Consider the following 19805-nt stretch of genomic DNA (forward strand, 5'->3'; position numbering starts at 1 on the left):
CATAGGGTGGAAGAAGCGCGGCCCGGACGCAATGGTTTTCGGTCAGCCGCGCCAGATCCAGCCACCGCCAAGGATGCGACTGCCTTCGGTTTGATAGAACACGCAGGCCTGCCCCGGGGATACGCCTTCTTCCGGGGTGAGGAGTTCGACCTCTGCGGTGGTGTCTGAAAGCGGGCGGATGATCGCTTCGCGCGGTGGGCGTGTGGACCGCACTTTCACGGACACATGCCACTCGGTCTGGCTGGTGAGGGGCGCATCGCCCAGCCAGTTGATTTCACGCACGGGGATGGTGCGGGTGGACAGCAGGTCTTTCGGGCCAACGATCACCTGCTTGGCGTCCACGTCGAGCTTGACCACATATAGCGGCTCTTCCAAGCCGCCGATGCCAAGGCCGCGGCGCTGTCCGATGGTGTAATGAATGACCCCGTTATGGGTACCCAGCACGCGGCCATCGGCATGCACGATCTCGCCCGGTTCCGCCGCACCGGGGCGTAGCTTTTCGATCACCTGCGCGTAATTGCCGTTCGGCACAAAACAGATGTCCTGACTGTCGGGCTTGTCCGCCACCTGCAAGCCATAGCGTGCCGCCAGTTCACGGGTCGCGTCCTTGGATGGAAGATGGCCCAGCGGAAAGCGCAGGTAATCCAGCTGTTCGGGTGTGGTCGAGAACAGGAAATAGCTTTGGTCGCGGTTGGCGTCTTCGGCGCTGTGCAGTTCGGGGCCGTGTTCGCCCATCTTGCGTTGGATGTAATGGCCGGTCGCCATGCAATCGGCCTCCAGATCCTTGGCGGTTTCCAGCAGGTCCTTGAACTTCACCCGTTCGTTGCAGCGAATGCACGGCACCGGGGTCGCGCCTGCCAGATAGCTGTCGGCGAATTCGTCGATCACGGCATCCTTGAAGATGTTTTCGTAATCCAGAACATAATGCGGAAAGCCCATATCCTCGGCCACGCGGCGCGCATCGTGAATGTCGAGCCCGGCGCAGCATGCGCCTTTCTTGGCCAGTGCCGCCCCGTGATCATAAAGCTGAAGCGTCACCCCAACGACATCATAGCCTTCCTCGGCCAGTTGCGCCGCGACAACCGAACTGTCCACGCCGCCCGACATCGCCACAACGACGCGGGTCTCCGATGGGGGCTTGGCGAATCCAAGCGAGTTTAGGGTCGGCGCATCGAGTGCCATTGGGGTGTCTCCGGGCAGGTCGGGGTGATCGGGCGAAATATAGGTAAATCCAAGATACTCTCAACCCTTGGCTTCACGTCACATTAAGTCTGTTAGCGCGAAGGTGGCCCCAAGCAGGAATACTGGGCTTGGAAAGGGCCGGAACATGTATCTTAAAAAAGCGAATGGCCCGCGGACTGTGACGCTCGCCGATGGCACTATCCTGTCACAGGCCGATCTGCCACCGCCCAATACCTATCGCTGGGTGGCATCGCGCAAGGCTGTCGTGGTGGACGCCGTGGTGCATCACTTGATCTCTCGAAATGAAGCGCTCACGCGTTATGACCTCAGCGAAGAGGAGCTGGACGCCTGGATTGCGGCGTCAATGCTGCACGGTCGGGATGCGCTGAAGGCGACCGCAGTACAACGATTTAGATGAGAACGGTATCTTAATACACTCTTAAGTTGTTTTTGATCAAGTTTCGATGCTAACTTAAGGTTAACTATTTGCGGTCAGACTGATCCATGCCGGACGCTGACATTGCGGAGAAACTGGATGCGCGTACTCTTGGTCGAAGATGACCCGACGACGTCGAAAAGCATCGAATTGATGTTGGGCAATGCCAATCTGAACGTCTATTCCACCGATTTGGGGGAAGAAGGCATCGATCTGGCCAAGCTTTATGACTACGATTTGATCCTTCTCGATCTGAACCTGCCCGACATGAATGGCTTTGATGTTTTGCGGCAATTGCGCCTTGCGCGGATCGAAACGCCGATTCTGATCCTGTCCGGCAACGACGCCAGCGAGGACAAGATCAAGGGGTTTGGTTTTGGGGCCGATGATTACCTGACCAAACCATTTCATCGCGAAGAACTGATCGCGCGCATCCATGCGATTATTCGCAGGTCCAAGGGGCATTCCCAGTCGATCATCCGCACCGGCAAGGTCGAGGTCAATCTGGATGCCAAGACGGTGCAGGTCGATGGCAGCGCTGTCCATCTGACAGGCAAGGAATACCAGATGCTTGAACTGCTCAGCCTGCGCAAGGGAACGACACTCACGAAAGAGATGTTCCTGAACCACCTTTACGGTGGAATGGATGAACCTGAACTCAAGATCATCGACGTGTTCATCTGTAAACTTCGAAAGAAACTGTCCGAAGCAACGGGCGATGGCAGTCACATCGAAACCGTCTGGGGCAGGGGCTATGTCCTCCGCGATCCCGAGGTCGAGGAACCCGGTCGTCTGGCCATCGGCGCATAGACTGCCCCACAGGCCATGATCGGCTGGTTTGGTGCCGCCTGATCACCGCTGCGCCCGTCCTGAACGACGGGAAGTCGCATCAATCGTCGTTTCAAATCTGGACGCTGTGCACCCCCGGGCCTATCACTCTGTCCAAGTTCAGGGCCAAGGGGGGCACATGGCAGAGCAGAACATCGCGGTCAAAGACCTGACAGAGTTGGACGCGAAAGCCGAGCTGGAACGTCTGGCCACCCTTCTGGGCGAGGCGAACACTGCCTACCATACCGAGGACGCGCCCGAAATGTCGGACGCGGATTATGATGGGCTGAAGCGTCGTAATGCCGAGATCGAGGCGCGGTTCCCCGCCCTGAAACGAGCCGACAGCCCCAGCGATCTGGTGGGCGCCCCCGTGGCTGATGGTTTTGCCAAGGTGAGCCATGAAGTGCGGATGATGTCGCTGTCCAATGCGTTCGAAGATGCGGATATCACCGGCTTTGACCAAAGCATCCGGCGCTATCTGGGTCTGTCTGACACCGACTTGCTGGCCTACACGGCAGAGCCCAAGATTGATGGGCTATCGCTTTCCCTGCGTTACGAAGAAGGCAAGCTGATCCAAGCCGCCACCCGTGGCGATGGCGCGACGGGCGAAAACGTGACCGCCAATGCGCGCACCATCGACGACATCCCCACAACGCTCAAAGACGCGCCAGCGGTTCTAGAAGTCCGCGGCGAGGTTTATATGAGCCACGCCGATTTCGCCGACCTCAACGCACGGCAGAGCGCCAAAGGCGCCAAGACATTTGCCAACCCGCGCAACGCGGCCGCCGGATCTTTGCGACAATTGGATGCCAATATCACCAAGGATCGCCCGCTGCGGTTCTTTGCCTATTCCTGGGGCGCGCTCAGCGCACCTCTGTCCGACACGCAGGCGGGTGCAATCGAACGTCTGAAAGAACTCGGGTTTCAGACCAACCCGCTCACCCAGCGCTGCAACGGCCCCGACGACATGATCGCGCATTACAAAGCCATCGAGGCACAACGCGCGACACTTGGCTATGACATTGACGGCGTGGTCTACAAGGTGGATGACCTCGGCTATCAGTCCCGTCTCGGTTTCCGCTCCACCACGCCCCGCTGGGCGATTGCGCATAAATTTCCAGCCGAACTGGCGTGGACCCGGCTCGAGGCGATCGACATTCAGGTCGGCCGCACGGGCGCGCTTAGCCCGGTGGCGCGGCTCACGCCTGTCACGGTCGGCGGTGTCGTGGTGTCGAACGCCACATTGCACAACGAAGATTACATCGCCGGTCGCGACGCCAATGGCGCGCCGATCCGCGGCGGCAAGGACATTCGCGTGGGCGATTGGGTACAGGTCTACCGTGCAGGTGACGTGATCCCGAAAGTGGCGGATGTGGATCTCGACCAACGTCCTGACACCGCGCAACCTTATGAATTTCCGAAACTTTGCCCCGAGTGTGGCTCTGAGGCGATCCGCGAAGAAGGCGATGCCGTACGACGCTGCTCTGGAGGCCTGATCTGCCCCGCACAAGCCGTTGAAAAGCTCAAACACTTCGTCTCGCGCGCTGCGTTCGACATCGAAGGTCTGGGCGCAAAGCAGGTCGAACAGTTCTACACCGATGGCTGGATCAAGGAACCCGCAGACATCTTCGCCCTCCGCCACCGCTATGGCAGCGGGATGCAGCAGCTCAAGAACCGCGAGGGCTGGGGCGAAAAATCCGCGCAGAACCTCTTTGATGCCATTGACGAGAAACGCAGCATCCCGTTGGGACGCCTGATTTTTTCCCTTGGTATCCGCCATGTGGGCGAGGTGGTCGCGAACCTTCTTGCACGGTCCTATGGCACATGGGACGCGTTCCAAACCGCCATCGACGCCGCGCACGATCCAGAAGGCGAGGCTTGGGCGGGCCTGATCGGCATCGACGGCATCGGAACGGTCGTCGCCAACTCATTGGTCAACAGCTTTGCGCAAGAGGCCGAACGCGCCTCGATTAACCGTTTGGTTGCGCATTTGACCGTGCAAGAGGCCGAACGCCCCCGCACCGAGGGCAGCCCTGTCGCGGGCAAAACGGTTGTCTTCACAGGCACTCTGGAACGCATGACGCGGGCAGAGGCCAAGGCCCGGGCGGAATCGCTGGGGGCCAAGGTGTCGGGCTCGGTCTCCGCGAAAACCGATCTTCTGGTCGCCGGGCCGGGGGCCGGATCCAAGGAAACCAAGGCGCGTGATCTCGGGGTGCAGATCATCGATGAAGACGGCTGGTTTGACCTGATCGAGGGCGCATGAGCGGTAGGCCGGAAATCCTGTTTCCGCTTTTTGGCGCGCTGAGCGGACTTAAGGGTGTCGGCCCGAAAACTGCTGAAACCTTGGGCCATATGGGCATCGAGGTGCCCCGCGACCTGCTGTATACGCTGCCGCATTCGGTGGTCGACAGGCGGCTTTGCGACACGGTGCAGGGGGCGGATTTGCCTGCGACCCTGACTGTCGAAGTGCAAATCGGCGCACACCGCCCGCCGCGAAACAAGGGTGGCGCCTATCGCGTTCAGGTCGAGGATGCGCAAATCGACTTTCAGATCGTGTTTTTCCATGCGCGCGGCGATTACGTGGCGAAAATCCTGCCTTTCGGAGCCCGGCGGATCGTGTCAGGCAAGGTCGAATTCTTCGACGGGATGGCACAGATGGTGCATCCTGACCATGTGTTGATGCCCGATGAGGCCGACAGTCTTTTGCCGTTCGAGCCGGTCTATCCGCTGACTGCCGGGGTCACGCAAAAGACGATGGTCAAGGCCGCGACCGATGCGCTGTCTCGTGCACCGGACCTTGCCGAATGGATCGACCCACGTTTGATGGAGCGGGAAGACTGGCCAGGCTGGAACGCTGCGATGGAAATGGCGCACGCGCCGCAGGGCATGGGCGCATTGTCACTGGACAGCCCGGCGCGGCGGCGTTTGGCCTATGACGAGCTGATGGCGCATCAGTTGACGTTGGCTTTGGCCCGTGCGCAGCGGCGTGCGAAACCGGGGGTCGAGACCTCTGGCAATGGCAAACTGCGGCACAAGGTGATGACCGCGCTGCCCTACAGGCCGACCGGTGCCCAGATGCGCGCGATCGACGAGATCACCGACGACATGGCCAGCCCGCATCGGATGAACCGGTTGCTACAGGGCGATGTCGGGTCTGGCAAAACGCTGGTTGCCTTCATGGCGCTGCTCACAGTGGTCGAAGCGGGCGGGCAGGGCGTGATGATGGCGCCCACGGAAATCCTCGCGCGTCAACACCTTGAGGGATTGCAGCCTTTGGCCGAGGACGCGGGTGTTGTCCTCGAACTGCTGACCGGGCGTGACAAGGGAAGCGAACGCAAGGCCAAGCTGGCGGCGCTGGCGCGGGGCGATATCCAGATTCTCGTGGGCACTCATGCGGTATTCCAGAAGGATGTGACGTTTTCCGATCTGCGCTTGGCCATCATCGACGAACAGCACCGCTTTGGTGTGCGGCAACGGCTTGAGCTGGGGCGCAAAGGCATGGCGGTGGACGTGTTGGTGATGACGGCAACGCCGATCCCTCGGTCCCTTGCGCTATCGCAGTACGGCGACATGGACGTGTCGATTCTTGACGAAAAGCCACCGGGACGAACGCCCGTGAAAACCGCACTGTTGTCCAACGAACAGATGGACGGCGTGGTCGAACGGTTGCGCCAGGCTGTGGCCGAAGGGCGACAGGCGTACTGGGTCTGCCCCTTGGTGGAAGAAAGCGAAGTGTCCGATCTCATGGCCGCCGAAGCGCGGTTCAAACGGTTGCGGGCGGCTTTGGGCGAAGGGGTGGTTGGGCTTGTGCACGGCCAAATGCCGCCGGCCGAGAAAGACGCGGCGATGGCGCGTTTCGTGTCGGGGCAGACGGGTGTGCTGGTGGCGACCACGGTGATCGAAGTTGGTGTAAACGTGCCCAACGCGTCGATCATGGTGATCGAACGGGCTGAGACATTCGGTCTGGCGCAGTTGCATCAGCTGCGCGGACGCGTGGGCCGTGGGGCTGCGGCCTCGACCTGCCTGTTGCTTTACCAGCCGCCGCTATCCGAGACCGGGCTCAAACGGTTGACGACCCTGCGGGAAACCGAAGATGGGTTTCGCATTTCCGAGGTCGATCTTGAGATGCGCGGTGCGGGCGATGTTCTGGGCACCGCGCAGTCGGGATTGCCGCGGTTTCAGATCGCCGATCTTGAGCGACAGGCCAGTTTGATGGCTATGGCGCAGGATGATGCGCGAAAGCTTTTGCTGGATGATCCGGCGCTTACATCGGATCGGGGCAAGGCCGCGCGGGCGCTGTTGTACCTGATGAAACAGGATCAGGCGATTCAGCTGATTTCGGTGGGTTAACCAATTTTGTTCTCAAATGTTCTCATTAAGTTCTTTACATCGGGTAAAGGATATGAGAACAAAGAGGCAACAAGGAGGACTTAACCATGATGCACCGGATCAAAACCTCGCTTCACGCCGTAAAGGCCCAGACCAATGCGCCGCTTGTTCAGGATGCGCTTGGGGCCATGTCTTTGGTGGTGATGTTGGTTGCGGCGCTGCATCTGCCGGTTCTTGTCTGACCTGTTATCTTTTTCTGCCTGCGTGTTTTGCCTGATTGCTCATCCGCATCCTGTCCCAACTGATGCACCTGTCCCAGTAGGCTGCCTGCCTTCAGAGCATTGATGGCCCCCAACGAACACGTCACTTTACCGCCGCCTTCTTTCGAAGTGCGGCGGTTTTTTTATTGGGTGATAAAATTTTGGAAATCAGGCGCTTTGGGTTTCTGCAAGCTGTGTCACTGCATCGGCGGCAGCCTCAAGCGTCAGTAGGATCGAGGCATGGCGGTTCTTGAACGCCACCGCCGGTCGCAACACCTCAAGCCCGTCAAAAGGGGCAGAGGGTGTGGGGCCGTCTTCCTTGAGCATGACACGCAATTCATCGCGGGCCTTGGTGATCTGATCAGGGGGTGTCCCGACGACCGCGCCGCCCACAACTGACGCCGCTGCTTGACCCAAAGCGCAGGCTTTGACGTCTTGGCCAAACGCGCTGACGGTGCCGTTTTCCAGCGTCAGGTCCACTGTGACGGTCGAACCGCAAAGCGGCGACCGTTTCTTGACCGTCGCACCGGGTGCGTCGAGCCGCGCATGATGCGGGATGTCCGCCGCCAGTTCGAGAATGCGTGCAGAATAAAGTTTGATCAGATCGGTGTCGCCGGACATGGCTTTCCCTTTCGCCGTTCACCCCATAGATAGGGGACCAAACGGCGGATGCAAAAAGGTTTTTCCCAATGAGCTTTGATCCTGCGACTTTGGTCTATAACGACGCGGGCCTGATCCCAGCGATTGCCCAGGATGCGGCAAGCGGCGAGGTTTTGATGATGGCATGGATGAACGCCGAAGCAGTGACCAAAACGCTGGCGACAGGCAGGGTTACTTATTGGTCTCGGTCGCGCAAGGCGTTCTGGGTCAAAGGCGAAAGTTCAGGCCATGTGCAGGAATTGGTGGCGTTCAGGGTCGATTGCGATCGGGACTGTCTGTTGGTGACGGTCAATCAGACCGGACCGGCGTGCCACACCAATCGACGCTCATGCTTTTATACCGAAGTGCAAGATGGCGCAGAAGTGGAGATCATGGCGCCGATGCTGGCGTAGCTTTGGCATATTTAGAAAAAGAAGAAGCAGCAGGGGGCTAGAGCCCAACCATTCGACGAATATCCTGCGGACTGGCGCCCTCGCGGCGATAGAGCGCGATCGCCCGGGCATCGTCGCGCTTGGCAAGGCGTTTTCCGTCTTCGTCGCGGATCAGGCGGTGGTGGAGGTAGATCGGCGTCTCACACCCCAGCAGCGCCTGCAGCAAAACATGAATCGGTGTGGCGGTAGCAAGGTCTTCTCCGCGGATCACATGGGTGATGCACTGGGCCGCATCATCAACCACCACGCTCAGATGGTAGGCGGCGGTTTTCGTGTCGCGGCGGGCCAGAACGACGTCACCGACGCTTTCAATGAAATGCGCACGCGTTAACCTTAATGCGGGATGAATACCGGTTTCGGTGTAAGCTGGAAGGGTGCTGAGTTGATCGAGCGCGCGCGCGATGTTCAAGCGAACCGCGTCGCTGTCTTTGCGGTCTTCCCAGGAGCGATTGCGGCAGGTGCCGGGATAGATCAGCCCGTCTGGACCGTGCATCGGTGCGCCTTCCTGTGGGGCAGACGCAGCGCTGCGGATATCGCTGCGGGTGCAGCAACAGGGATAAAGCAGCCCAAGGTTGCCCAAATGCGTAATGGCGGCGTCATAGGCAGCTGTGTTGTTGGATTGGCGTAGTACGGGCGTTTCCCATGTCAGACCCAGCCATGCCAGATCATCGTAAATCTGTGCTTCAAAAGCGGGGGTACATCGCGCCGTGTCGGTGTCTTCGATCCGAAGCAGAAAACGCCCACTTGCTGCCTGTGCCATGTCGTAGGCCAGCAAGGCGGAATAGGCATGGCCGAGATGAAGCTGGCCTGTTGGGCTTGGGGCGAAGCGTGTTGTGAACACCGCTATTCGGCTGCTTTTGCGGTGTCCTGTGCGGCCAGCCATTCGGACCATGCCGCTTTGGCGCGGTCGGTATAGGCCTTGTAGCGATCCTTGCGACCCCGCCGCCCGCCTTTGAGGCCATCGACCGGACGGAAGAGGCCAAAATTGACGTTCATTGGTTGGAAGGTCTTGGCATCTGCGCCACCCGTGATGTGGTGGATCAGGGCGCCATGGGCGGAGTCCTGTGGAACGGTGGGCAACGCTGCGCCCGTTATTTCGGCCGCGGCCATGCGTCCCGCCAAAAGGCCCATGGCCGAGGATTCGACATACCCTTCGACACCTGTCACCTGGCCTGCGAAACGAATATTCGGTTTGGAGCGCAGGCGCATCTGGTCGTCAAGCAGCGTCGGGCTGTTGAGGAACGTGTTGCGATGGATGCCGCCGAGACGTGCAAAGCTGGCGCTCTCAAGGCCTGGAATCATTTTGAAAACATCGGTTTGCGCGCCATACTTCATCTTTGTTTGGAAGCCGACGATGTTGTAGAGCGTGCCAAGAGCATTGTCGCGGCGCAGTTGGACGACGGCCCATGCTTTCACATCGGGCTGGTGCGGGTTGGTCAGGCCAACTGGCTTCATCGGCCCGTGGCGCAGGGTTTCGCGACCGCGTTCGGCCATCACTTCGATGGGCAGGCAGCCGTCGAAATACCCAGCGGTCTCGCCCTCGTGAAATTCGGTCTTGTCGGCTGCCAGAAGCGCGTCGATGAACGCCTCGTATTGCGCCTTGTCCATCGGGCAGTTGATATAGGCGCGCTGTTCTTCTTCGGTCTCGCCCTTGTCGTAACGCGACTGGAGCCACGCCTTGCTCATGTCGATGCTGTCGAAATACACGATGGGGGCGATCGCGTCGAAAAACGCGAGCCGGTCGGTGCCGGTCTCAGACTGGATCGCCTGACCCAAAGCTGCACTGGTCAGCGGGCCGGTGGCGAAAATCCAGTGACCTTCGCTGGGAAGTTCGGTGATTTCCTCATGGCTTACGCGAATATTTGGATGTGCGTGCAGGCGGCGTGTGATCTCTGCGCTGAAGGCGTCACGGTCCACTGCCAAAGCGCCACCTGCAGGCAGGCGGTGTTGGTGCGCCGTGTCGATGATCAGCCCACCAGCCTCGCGCATTTCCCAATGTAGCAGGCCTACGGCGTTCTGTTCATGGTCGTCCGAGCGGAATGAGTTGGAGCAGACCATCTCGCCCAGATCGCCGGTCTTGTGGGCGAATGTTTCGACCTTGGGGCGCATTTCGTGAATCACGACCTGCACGCCGCGATGTGCGGCTTGCCAGGCTGCTTCGGATCCGGCCATTCCGCCGCCGACGATGTGGAGTTCTTGTGTCATGGGGCGGATGTAATCCGTCGCGGTGGGTTTGTCACGTCACTGATCGGGGGCAATTAGGCCCAAACCGCGAAGGTATACGCCAATGCCAGTTTCCAGCAGCTCTTCGGGTGGAAACGGCGAGGTGGTGCCTGGCGAGTTGCGGGCGAACAGCTCGACCACACCGTGGCTCAGCGCCCAGATATGTGCCGAAAACATAGAGGCGGGTGGGCGTTTTTCCGGTGGAATGTGCTGCGACAGGTCTTCGGCCGCGCGTTCGAGAACGGCCCGGGCGCGGCCAGAGGCTGCGGCAAGATCGGGTGTGCGGTTCACCGAAATGCCACTTTCAAACATAGCAATATAATGGCCGGGGTATTTTCGCGCAAAAGCTAAGTATGCGCGGCCTGTCGCCTCGAACGCGGCCAGTGCTGAGGGTTGGCCGCTGTCATAGGCGTATTGCATCACGTCGGCAAAGATCTCGTAGCCCTGGAGAGCCGCTTCGGCGATCAGGTCTTCGCGGCCTTCGAAATGGCGGTACACGGCAGCGGGTGTGACGCCCGCCTGTTTTGCGGCTTCCGACAGGGTAAAGCCCGTTGGACCTTTTTCGGTGATCAGCTCGAGCGCTGCATCAACAAGGGCCTGCCGCAAATTGCCGTGATGATAGCCGCGTTTAGCCATCCCAGATGTCCGGTCCACCGCAGACTTTCGGGTCCACCTGACCTAGCGCCTTAAGGTCCTTTTGGCTGTAGTCGAGCTGCGTCAGCACGCTGCGGATCGCATTGATCCGGGCGCGGCGTTTGTCGTCTGAGCGCACGATGGTCCAGGGTGCTTGGTCGGAATGGGTCTTGGCAAAGGTTTCCTTGATTGCGTCGCTGTAGGCATCCCATTTCTTGAGGCCTTCAACGTCGATCCAGCTGAGTTTCCATTGCTTGAGCGGATCGCTTTCCCGATCGAGGAAACGCCGCAATTGTTCGCCGCGACCGACATTCAGCCAAATCTTGAAGAGCTTGATGCCATCATCCACCAACATCTTTTCAAAATTAGGGGCTTGGCGGAAGAAATGGATGCGTTGTTCGGGCGTGCAGAAGTCAAAGACATGTTCGACCACGGCGCGGTTGTACCAGCTTCGGTCAAAGAACGTGACGGTGCCCGCGGCAGGAAGATGATCGACGTAGCGTTGGAAATACCACTGCGTCGCTTCGGTTTCCGAGGGCTTTGACAATGCCACAACATGCGCGCCACGTGGATTAAGGTTTTCACGGAAGCGTTTGATTGTCCCGCCTTTTCCGGCAGCATCGCGACCTTCGAAAACGATGGCGATGCGGGTGCCGGAGTCTTTCGCCCAAGCTGTCATCTTGACCAGTTCGATCTGCAACGCAGCAAGGTCCTTTTCGTATGCCTTGCGCGGCATGCGTTCGGAATAGGGGTAATCGGGGTTCAGTATATCGTCCTTGTCCGCGCGTTTGATCGCATTGCGGATGTTGTCTGGCGCGGTGTCGGTGAAGAAGGCGCTGATTGCACCATCAAAGGGAAGGTCCATGCGGGCCCCTTTCTTTCGTCTGCTCTTCTTTGAATATGGGATTTTAATGCGATTAACGCAAACCCGCACGTTGTGCCGCGCGATCAATGGCGGCGATGACATCGGGTTCGGCGGCATGGTGCGGCATGTGGCCGATACCTTCGAGCACGGTCAGGGTCGCGCCTTTGATCTGCTGTGACAGGGGAATCGAATGGATCGACAGGCCGACAGTGGTGTCTGCGTCGCCGTGGACAATCTCGGTTGGCACGGTGATGGTGCCATAGCGGGTGTGAAGGGCTTTGATCTCATTCAGCAAATTCGCGCGCTGCATCGCGTTGGCGCGCATCGTGTCGCGACGCAGAGTCAAGGGCGCGCCGATATATTCCGCATATCCTTCGGGTTCTTTCTGCGGGGCAAAGACGCCTTCGATGGCGCTGTCGACCACGGGGTTGGGCACAAAGGCGGTCAGGGCGGGCACCACAATTGCGCTGCCCAGGTCGCTGGACGTGATCTTGTAGAACAAGCTCAGATCGCTGGTCCACGGGTTGGATGCAGCAGCGAGGAGGATCAGCGCGGACAGGCTGTCCGGGCGCTCCACAGCCCATGCGAGCGCCACGGCGCCACCGTAGCTTTGCCCCAGAACCATTGGATTTTGCAGGCCAAGTTGGTCAGACGCATCCGCCAGCAAGGTCGCCTGTTCAATCAGGGTGGTGCCTTCGGGATTGACGCGTTCAGTATAGCCCAAACCAGGACGGTCAAACGCCGTGACACGGTAACGGTCGGCCAGTTTGTCGACCAGCGAAAAGGTGAAATCGCGCAGGTTGCCGCTGGCCCCGTGGATCAGCACGATATCTGGTCCTGTGCCCTTGGTGACGTAATGTACCTGCGTGCCATTGACGGTCAGGAATTGACCAAGCGGCGGAAACTGCTCTTCCGCCTTGGTTTCGCGGTAGCTGGCTGTACAGGCCGTTGTCAGCACCAAAGCGGCTGCGCATCCAAGCAGCACGCCCATTCCTTTTAACGCCAAACCGACCTCCTACCTGTTGCGCAGATCCGTGCTTGCGGCGCCGATCTGCTCGATGTCGAACGGAGTTGTCAGGTAGATCTCTGACACCCAATTGCCATAGAGAAGATGGGCATGGCTGCGCCAGCGGTTCTGTGGCGGTTTGCTGGGGTCGTTGTCGGGGTAATAATTGGCAGGCACGTTGATCGGTGTGCCATTTTCCACGTCACGGTCGTATTCGTCCTTGAGCGTGTTGCTGTCATACTCGAAGTGGTTGAACACATAAAGCGCTCGGTGCTCCGGGTCTTCGACAAGACAGGGCCCGGTCTCAGAGCTGTCGATCAGGATCGGCAGACCCGCGTCGATGACATCGTCGCGACGGATTTCTGTCCAGCGGCTGACCGGGATCACCATGTCGTCGGAAAATCCACGCAGATAGGGTGACGCCGGGACGAGATTGCGGTGCCGGATACAGCCGAATGCCTTTTGTGGCAGGTCGATCTTGGGCACGCCGTGGAAGTGATTGATCATTGCCATGCCACCCCAGCACACGCCAAAGGTGGAATGCACATTGGTCTGGGTCCAGTTCATGACTTGGGTTAACTCTTCCCAGTAAGTCACTTCCTCAAAGGGTAAATGTTCGATGGGCGCACCGGTGATGATGAGCCCGTCGAACTTTTCGCCGCTGTCTGCTACCTCGGCAAATGGGCGGTAAAAGCTTTCCATATGTTCGGCCGCGGTGTTCTTGGTCTGATGTTCGGACATGCGGATCAGGTTGAATTCGATCTGCAGAGGCGTTGCCCCAATCAGCCGGGCAAACTGGTTTTCCGTCTGGATTTTCTTGGGCATCAGGTTGAGCAGTGCGATCCGCAGTGGGCGGATGTCCTGTTGGCTGGCCAGCTCGTCTGGAATCACCATCACGCCTTCGCGCTTCAGCACGTCATAGGCGGGTAAGTTGTTGGGCAGTTTGATCGGCATGGCTTACGGTCTTTTCTGGTCTAGTGCGCTTGCGATCAACGCATCGAAATTGGCGGGCGAGGCGTCGGCCATCAGATCATGCGCGTCGATCGTGAGACCCCAGCGGTCGGCCATCATCTGGTAGCGCGGTTGCCTGTGTGCAAGGGCCTGCGCATAGGTCCAGCGGATAAAGCTGTCTGGATCAACATCGTTTGGTTCAAGGTTGTTTTCACTCAGATATTGATCCCAAACGCGGGTCAGAAACTCGGGCTGATAGGCCATCGGTTTCGGCGCTTTGTCAAAGCGGCGGATCAATTCCGCAGTATGCGCGGCATCGCCTTTGATCCAGACCAGAAGCGCGTGTTTCGACAGTTCGGCCATGATCGGATCGTTGGGGTCTTCGGGATCGACCCATTCGCAGATCGACCCGCCGGTATCACAAACGAAATGCGGATACCTGTACAGGTCCATGGCGCGGTCGATGAAATAGCCGGTGTCGAGCAGGGCGGCCATTTCTGCGCGGCGGAACTGATCCTGCCGTTTGCGGTACTCGTCGACGGGCATGCCGCCGCGCGACGGATCGCCGGGTTTGCCAAGATAGGCCGACACGGGGGCAAGGTTGTGGAAGCTGATATTCGATCCGATATAGATCGAATCCGACATCAGCAATTCCCGCAGAAACGGCACCTTCATCGCCTCGCGCTTGGCGTTATCGGCGATGTATTCGCCCATATAGCGGGTGCCGATGCGGTAATCGATTGAGTAGTGGAACCAGTCGCCCGTGTCGCGCAACAGGTTGGAAATATGGGTCTTGCCCAAGCCTGACATGGCAAACAGCACGACACGTTTATGCGGCGCGTCATGCCAATCCTGTGCGGAGGAGTAAATCATCTGCGCTGTTCCATGTCCCATAATCCGTCGCTTGGAATTAACGGTGTGACGGGGGAGCGTCAAACGCTTGTGGCTGCGCGCATGATAAACCCCGCCGGACATGGGTCCGACGGGGCTACTCTTTAAGGCGTTACCGTTTAAATCTGGTGCTGCCTTTTAAAAGTCGACGGTCAGCGAGAGACCAACACCCAAAGCAGTGTTGTCTTCGAACTTCACGCCCGACGCATCCTCGGCCTCACCGATCCATGCGTATTCGAGACCACCACGAAGGGTCATGTTGTCCATTTTGTACTGGCCACCGACGCCAAGGCTTACGAAGCCATCGCGCGGGGCAAGTCGGGACACGGTGTCGCCGTTCTGTGCCTCGTAGGAGACCTGAACAAAGCCTGACAGGTCTTCCGAGAAGGCGCGGCCGATGCCGAGCTTCCACGTGGTGCGGTCGTTTTCGAAGCTGGTCACATTACCGCCGGTCACACCTTCGTATTCTGGTGTCCGGACTTCCCACTTCGACCATTCGACCCATTTGACCTGACCAAAGAGCAGGGTTCCTGGTGCGATCCCGGTCTGAAAGTCGAGCGCCACAGCCTGAGGCATGGTCACCTTGGTGTCGCCGCCAGTGGCGTCGATACCGAGGCCGGCAATGGTTTCCGCGGTGCTGAACGTGTGGGTGATTTCACTTTGCCACGACAAAGCGACGCGCAAAGCGATGTCGGGGATCTCGTAAGCCACGCCAAGGATTGCACCCCAGTCACCGACGCGGCTGCCGCTGGCGTTGTACTCCATCGACGTGCCGAAATTCTGTGCGGCGGCACCGAGTGTCTGCGCCTCTACACCCAAAGCCTGTGCCTGAGCCCCCAGCACCTGCGCCTGTGCACCAAGCTCTTGAGCGGTGGCCAGATCACCGGCAGCGCCTGCAGCTTGTGCCTGAGCGCCAAGCGCCTGAGCTTCGGCACCCAAGGCTTGCGCTTGTGCCCCCAGCCCTTGGGCGTTGCGGCCCACCGAGCTGCGCACGAGAAGATCCGGGATCGTGATGTCCGCTTGGCTTTCGACATAGCGCGCACCACCAAAGACCGACACGCGGTCGGAGACGCGGTACTTGCCCACCAGTGCGACCTGGTCGCTGTCCCAATCGGCGGTCAGCCCGGCATAGACACCTTGGGTGTATTCCGCGCCCGCGCCGTAGGGGTTGTTCACGTACATGCCAAAGCTCAACTTCTCGGTGAAGTCGTTTTTATAGGCCAGGCTGTAGTTGCTGTAGTCGGTCAGCATGTTGCCGGTGCTGCTTTCGCCGCCGCCTGCTGCCGTGAGCTCGGGTGTGTATTTGCCCGACAGTTCCGGCATCACATGCGAAAAGCTAAGCTGAAGCTGATCGTTTGTGGTGAACAGAAACCCGTAATCATTGTTTGAGCGTTCAATGCCGCCCGCATGTGCCGCGCCTGTTGCGACGGCAAGCGCCATCGCGCTTGTCATAAGTCTCATCATTTGGACCCTCATCCCTTGAGATTATTGCTGTCTCCTCTGCAAATTTCGTACCCAACTGGCTGACACAGGGTCAATTTTGACCATACGTCAGCGGCGATGTTGTGCCGTAGCGTTACATTCTTGTTACGCGCGGGTCGAAGACCAGATGTTGTAGTAGTTCGCAGCGAAAATCAGGGCAGCGCCGATCAGCACAAACGGGTCCAGAGGTTCTGCATAAAGCAGCACTCCAACGATGGCGATCACCGGCAATCTGGTGAAGTCGATGGGCATCACGATGGTGGCAGGGGCCAGTGACAGCGCTGTGGTGAGGCAGAAATGTGCGACCAATCCGGCGACGGCAATCACGACGACCCAAGGCAGATTGGCGGCGGTCGGCAGGGCGATATCGCCGTCATATCCAGCGAAACCAAGGCCTAAGACGGCTTGCATCACCGTGAGGTAGAACAGAATGCAGGTGATGGATTCGGTCCGGGTCAATTTGCGCGTGAACACCGCTGACCCGGCAAAACCGATGGCAGCCAGTGCGGCAGTGACCAGTCCGAAATGAAACGTGTCCGGGCTGGGGCGTGTGACGATCAGAATACCGATGAACCCGATCACCGCTGCGATGGCTTGCGATTTGGTCAGCCGTTCACCTAGCACGAACGGTGCCATCAGCATGACCCATAGCGGCGAGGTGAATTCCAGCGCAAAGACCTGCGCCAAGGGAATCACGGTGATCGAGTAGAACCACAAGTTTTGTCCGGCGAAGTGACTGACATTGCGAATGAAATGCAGGCCAAGCTTTTGCGCGCGCACCTCGCGAAGGGTGCCTGCGACGCTTGCGATGGTGATCACGATGACCATTCCGATCAGACTTCGGTACATCATGATTTCGAATGTATCGAGATCAAGACTGACAGCCCGGCCAGCGACGGCCATGGAGGTGAACGACACGATGGCACCGATCATCCAAAGGCAGGCGCGGATTGTGGGGGACATGGTCACGTTGGCCGTCCCGTCGCGGTAACTGTCGGGTAGATCATCTAGTCACGCGGCAGCTGACAGCAGCCCGACAAGAACCGACGTTGGCCAGGCGCGATCAACTGCATCGTAATGGCCCAACCGAAAGAGCGGTCGCTCATCCCGTCAAAGCAGGTCGCGCCCGTGATCGTCGCCTCGATCACACGGCTGTCCTCGGTGGCCAGTGTCACAAGCGCCGGGCTGCCCAGACGGCCCTCTGCGGTGATGATGCTGTCAAAGGCGAAATCCGTGTCGCCATCCACCGGGTGCGAATACCGTGCGTCATCGCCATAAAGGCCCAAGGCCCAGAACGGTTCTGTTCCGCCACAGATCAGGCCTTGCGGCACTGTCGTGTTGCCCAGAGTTGGAACCTCGTCGCGCGTGAGGAAACGGGTGGCGACCCAGCCGTCGCGTTCGTTCAGCGCAATGCGTGCCCAGTTGCCTGTTGCGTCGAATTCGAACGCTTCGATCCGCCGCGCGTTATAGGCCAGATCGCCGATATCCGCGCTGCTGCCCGAGGGTTCGGAGCGCACGTTCAGTACATCATCAATCGCAACACCGACGACGCGATGATACGACGGTTCTGCCTGCGCCAGTGTGGGCAGGCCAAGCGCTAATGTGATCAGGCTGGCGCGGATCATTCCCACTCGATCGTTCCCGGGGGCTTTGAGGTGATGTCATAGGTCACGCGGTTGATGCCTTTGACTTCGTTGATGATCCGCGTGGCGGTTTCGCCAAGGAAATCATGCTCGAACGGATAGTAATCCGCTGTCATGCCATCAACCGAGGTCACGGCCCGCAGGGCGCAAGCGTAATCATATGTACGCCCGTCGCCCATCACGCCAACGGTGCGCACCGGCAAGATGGCGACAAAGGCCTGCCAGATCTCGTCATAGAGGCCGTGCTTGCGAATCTGGTCGATATAGACCGCATCGGCCTTGCGCAGAATCTCGAGCTTTTCGCGGGTGATCTCTCCGGGGCAGCGGATGGCAAGGCCGGGGCCGGGGAATGGGTGACGCCCGATAAAGCTGTCGGGCAGGCCCAGTTCACGCCCCAGCGCGCGCACCTCGTCCTTGAACAGTTCGCGCAACGGTTCAACCAGTTTGAGGCCCATCTTTTCCGGTAGACCGCCGACATTGTGGTGACTCTTGATCGTTACCGACGGGCCACCGCTAAAGCTGACCGACTCGATAACATCAGGGTAAAGCGTGCCTTGGGCGAGGAATTCCGCGCCTTCGATCTGGTTCGCGTATTTCTGGAACACGTCAATAAACAGACGGCCAATGATTTTTCTTTTTGTTTCTGGGTCGCTTACGCCGTCAAGTTCACCCAAGAAAAGCTCTTGTTCCTGTGCATGGATGACCCGCAGGTTCATGTGATCGCGGAACATCGCAACCACTTCCTCGGCCTCGTTCATGCGCAGCAAGCCGTGATCGACGAACACGCAGGTCAACTGGTCGCCAATCGCGTCGTGCAGCAACGCCGCCGCGACCGAACTGTCTACGCCGCCGGACAGGGCGCAGATCACAGGTTTGTCGCCGACCTGGTCCTTGATCTTGCGGATCGCTTCTTCGCGGTAGGCTCCCATCGTCCAGTCGCCGGTAAAACCCGCGAGTTGCACGAAATTCTGGTAGAGCGTCTTGCCGTTGGGCGTGTGGTGCACCTCGGGGTGGAACTGCACGGCATAGAACCTGCGGTCGGTGTCAGCGGTGATTGCAAACGGTGCGCCGGGCGAGGTGCCCAGAACGTCAAAACCTGGAGCGATTTCAGACACATGGTCGCCATGGCTCATCCAGACCTGTTCACGGCCAGAGCCGTCCATGAACCAACCTGCCAAAAGGTCGCTGCGGGTTTCAGACGGGGTGACATAGGCGCGGCCGAATTCAGCGGTTGCGTGTTCGCCTGCTTCTACTTTGCCGCCCAGATCCTGCATCATGACCTGCTGGCCATAACAGATGCCAAGAATCGGCACGCCCATCTCGTAGGCCTTTTTCGGCGGGCGCGGGCTGCCTTCGCGCATCACGCTGTCCGGGCCACCGGAAAAGATGATCGCTTTGGGGGCGAATTCGGTCAGGAACGCATCCGTCACCTTCTGGTACGGATGAATTTCGCAATAGACATTCAGCTCGCGCAGGCGACGCGCAATCAGCTGCGTGACCTGACTGCCGAAGTCGATGATAAGAAGACGGTCGTGTTCTGCTGTGTTCATGGCTCCTGATAGGCAGAGCCATGGAAAATGGCAATATTGCCGATGCGCTTCTGTGCGCGTGTCGGATCATCAGGGGGCGTAGATGCGGTGGACGGCATAGGCGCCGACAATCCAGACCAGAAAACACATCACAATCGCAATGCCGAACGGGATGATGACGCCGCTGAACCCCGTAAGGGCCAGCGCCAAACCGGCACATAAAACCAACACCATCGCGGCGGTCTTTTTCGGGGCATAGGTCATTGGGGTCTCCTGTCATGGTTTGACCGGTCAACCCGTATCAAACCGGACAGGTTCCCTTGACGTCGCTGGTTGCCTTGTCAAATGTCGCTTTCGCAACGGACAAGACGTAATCCGTCACTGTCGACCCACTGTCTCATATTATGGAATGTCCACCGGTCGCTGGGCCGGACCCAACAGAATCCGTACGGAGTG

The 19805-nt window shown here is 59.1% G+C and carries 20 protein-coding genes; 6 read left to right on the forward strand and 14 right to left on the reverse strand.

The features are described 5' to 3' along the window. Positions 1-42: 42 nt before the first annotated feature. Positions 43-1182, reverse strand: a complete 1140-nt coding sequence (mnmA, locus tag ACK3EW_RS08115; protein WP_439120412.1) for a tRNA 2-thiouridine(34) synthase MnmA — start codon at positions 1180-1182, stop codon at positions 43-45. A 145-nt stretch (positions 1183-1327) separates the two neighbouring features. Between mnmA and sciP the strand changes: the two genes are divergently transcribed. From sciP to ACK3EW_RS08140, 5 genes are all read left to right on the forward strand, one after another. Next, positions 1328-1600, forward strand: a complete 273-nt coding sequence (gene sciP / locus ACK3EW_RS08120; RefSeq protein ID WP_493809177.1) for a CtrA inhibitor SciP — start codon at positions 1328-1330, stop codon at positions 1598-1600. A 117-nt stretch (positions 1601-1717) separates the two neighbouring features. Beyond that, positions 1718-2428 carry a response regulator transcription factor CtrA gene (gene ctrA, locus ACK3EW_RS08125; RefSeq protein WP_085630073.1) on the forward strand — a complete coding sequence of 237 codons (711 nt, stop codon included), beginning with the start codon at positions 1718-1720 and terminating at the stop codon, positions 2426-2428. 157 nt (positions 2429-2585) lie between these two features. Next, positions 2586-4709 carry an NAD-dependent DNA ligase LigA gene (gene ligA / locus ACK3EW_RS08130; RefSeq protein ID WP_493809178.1) on the forward strand — a complete coding sequence of 708 codons (2124 nt, stop codon included), beginning with the start codon at positions 2586-2588 and terminating at the stop codon, positions 4707-4709. Then, positions 4706-6796 carry an ATP-dependent DNA helicase RecG gene (gene recG, locus ACK3EW_RS08135; RefSeq protein WP_493809179.1) on the forward strand — a complete coding sequence of 697 codons (2091 nt, stop codon included), beginning with the start codon at positions 4706-4708 and terminating at the stop codon, positions 6794-6796. The genes ligA and recG overlap by 4 nt, the downstream gene beginning before the upstream one ends. Positions 6797-6882: 86 nt before the next feature. Next, positions 6883-7017 carry a hypothetical protein gene (locus tag ACK3EW_RS08140; protein WP_439120415.1) on the forward strand — a complete coding sequence of 45 codons (135 nt, stop codon included), beginning with the start codon at positions 6883-6885 and terminating at the stop codon, positions 7015-7017. A 186-nt stretch (positions 7018-7203) separates the two neighbouring features. Here ACK3EW_RS08140 and ACK3EW_RS08145 read toward each other — a convergent pair whose 3' ends face one another. Further along, entirely contained in the window at positions 7204-7656 is a 453-nt protein-coding gene (locus ACK3EW_RS08145) for an iron-sulfur cluster assembly scaffold protein (protein ID WP_493809180.1), read from the reverse strand. A 68-nt stretch (positions 7657-7724) separates the two neighbouring features. Here ACK3EW_RS08145 and hisI point away from each other — a divergent pair, with 68 nt between their 5' ends. Continuing rightward, the gene (hisI, locus tag ACK3EW_RS08150; RefSeq protein ID WP_493809181.1) at positions 7725-8087 is read left to right on the forward strand and encodes a phosphoribosyl-AMP cyclohydrolase; all 363 of its coding nucleotides are present in this window, start codon (positions 7725-7727) and stop codon (positions 8085-8087) included. 37 nt (positions 8088-8124) lie between these two features. Here the strand turns inward: hisI and gluQRS are convergent, their stop codons facing one another. The 12 genes from gluQRS to ACK3EW_RS08210 form a co-directional block, all read right to left on the reverse strand. Next, the gene (gene gluQRS, locus ACK3EW_RS08155) at positions 8125-9009 is read right to left on the reverse strand and encodes a tRNA glutamyl-Q(34) synthetase GluQRS (RefSeq protein ID WP_493809182.1); all 885 of its coding nucleotides are present in this window, start codon (positions 9007-9009) and stop codon (positions 8125-8127) included. Further along, positions 8970-10331, reverse strand: a complete 1362-nt coding sequence (gene trmFO / locus ACK3EW_RS08160; RefSeq protein WP_493809183.1) for a methylenetetrahydrofolate--tRNA-(uracil(54)-C(5))-methyltransferase (FADH(2)-oxidizing) TrmFO — start codon at positions 10329-10331, stop codon at positions 8970-8972. Before trmFO ends, gluQRS begins: the two co-directional genes overlap by 40 nt. Positions 10332-10367: 36 nt before the next feature. Beyond that, positions 10368-10985 carry a TetR/AcrR family transcriptional regulator gene (locus ACK3EW_RS08165; RefSeq protein ID WP_085630059.1) on the reverse strand — a complete coding sequence of 206 codons (618 nt, stop codon included), beginning with the start codon at positions 10983-10985 and terminating at the stop codon, positions 10368-10370. Continuing rightward, positions 10978-11847, reverse strand: a complete 870-nt coding sequence (gene ppk2, locus ACK3EW_RS08170; RefSeq protein ID WP_493809184.1) for a polyphosphate kinase 2 — start codon at positions 11845-11847, stop codon at positions 10978-10980. The genes ACK3EW_RS08165 and ppk2 overlap by 8 nt, the downstream gene beginning before the upstream one ends. A 52-nt stretch (positions 11848-11899) precedes the next feature. Continuing rightward, positions 11900-12838 (reverse strand): alpha/beta fold hydrolase, encoded by a 939-nt coding sequence (locus ACK3EW_RS08175; RefSeq protein ID WP_493809704.1) that lies wholly within the window; start codon positions 12836-12838, stop codon positions 11900-11902. A 24-nt stretch (positions 12839-12862) separates the two neighbouring features. Then, positions 12863-13807: a homoserine O-succinyltransferase gene (locus ACK3EW_RS08180; protein ID WP_493809185.1), complete on the reverse strand. Its 945-nt coding sequence runs from the start codon at positions 13805-13807 to the stop codon at positions 12863-12865. A 3-nt stretch (positions 13808-13810) separates the two neighbouring features. Beyond that, complete coding sequence (locus ACK3EW_RS08185) at positions 13811-14677, reverse strand: ATPase (RefSeq protein ID WP_493809705.1); 867 nt, start codon at positions 14675-14677, stop codon at positions 13811-13813. Between the two features lie 156 nt (positions 14678-14833). Beyond that, a complete protein-coding gene (locus ACK3EW_RS08190) occupies positions 14834-16159 on the reverse strand; it encodes an outer membrane protein transport protein (protein ID WP_493809186.1) in 1326 nt (441 codons plus the stop codon). A gap of 123 nt (positions 16160-16282) precedes the next feature. After that, on the reverse strand, positions 16283-17140 hold the full coding sequence (locus ACK3EW_RS08195) for a DMT family transporter (RefSeq protein ID WP_493809706.1): 858 nt from the start codon (positions 17138-17140) through the stop codon (positions 16283-16285). Between the two features lie 44 nt (positions 17141-17184). Next, on the reverse strand, positions 17185-17802 hold the full coding sequence (locus ACK3EW_RS08200; protein WP_493809187.1) for an SH3 domain-containing protein: 618 nt from the start codon (positions 17800-17802) through the stop codon (positions 17185-17187). Then, positions 17799-19370 (reverse strand): glutamine-hydrolyzing GMP synthase, encoded by a 1572-nt coding sequence (gene guaA / locus ACK3EW_RS08205; RefSeq protein ID WP_439120426.1) that lies wholly within the window; start codon positions 19368-19370, stop codon positions 17799-17801. The genes ACK3EW_RS08200 and guaA overlap by 4 nt, the downstream gene beginning before the upstream one ends. 69 nt (positions 19371-19439) lie before the next feature. Next, positions 19440-19613 carry a hypothetical protein gene (locus tag ACK3EW_RS08210; protein ID WP_439120427.1) on the reverse strand — a complete coding sequence of 58 codons (174 nt, stop codon included), beginning with the start codon at positions 19611-19613 and terminating at the stop codon, positions 19440-19442. Positions 19614-19805 lie beyond the last annotated feature (192 nt).

It is taken from the genome of Marivita sp. NO-S04 (assembly GCF_059070475.1).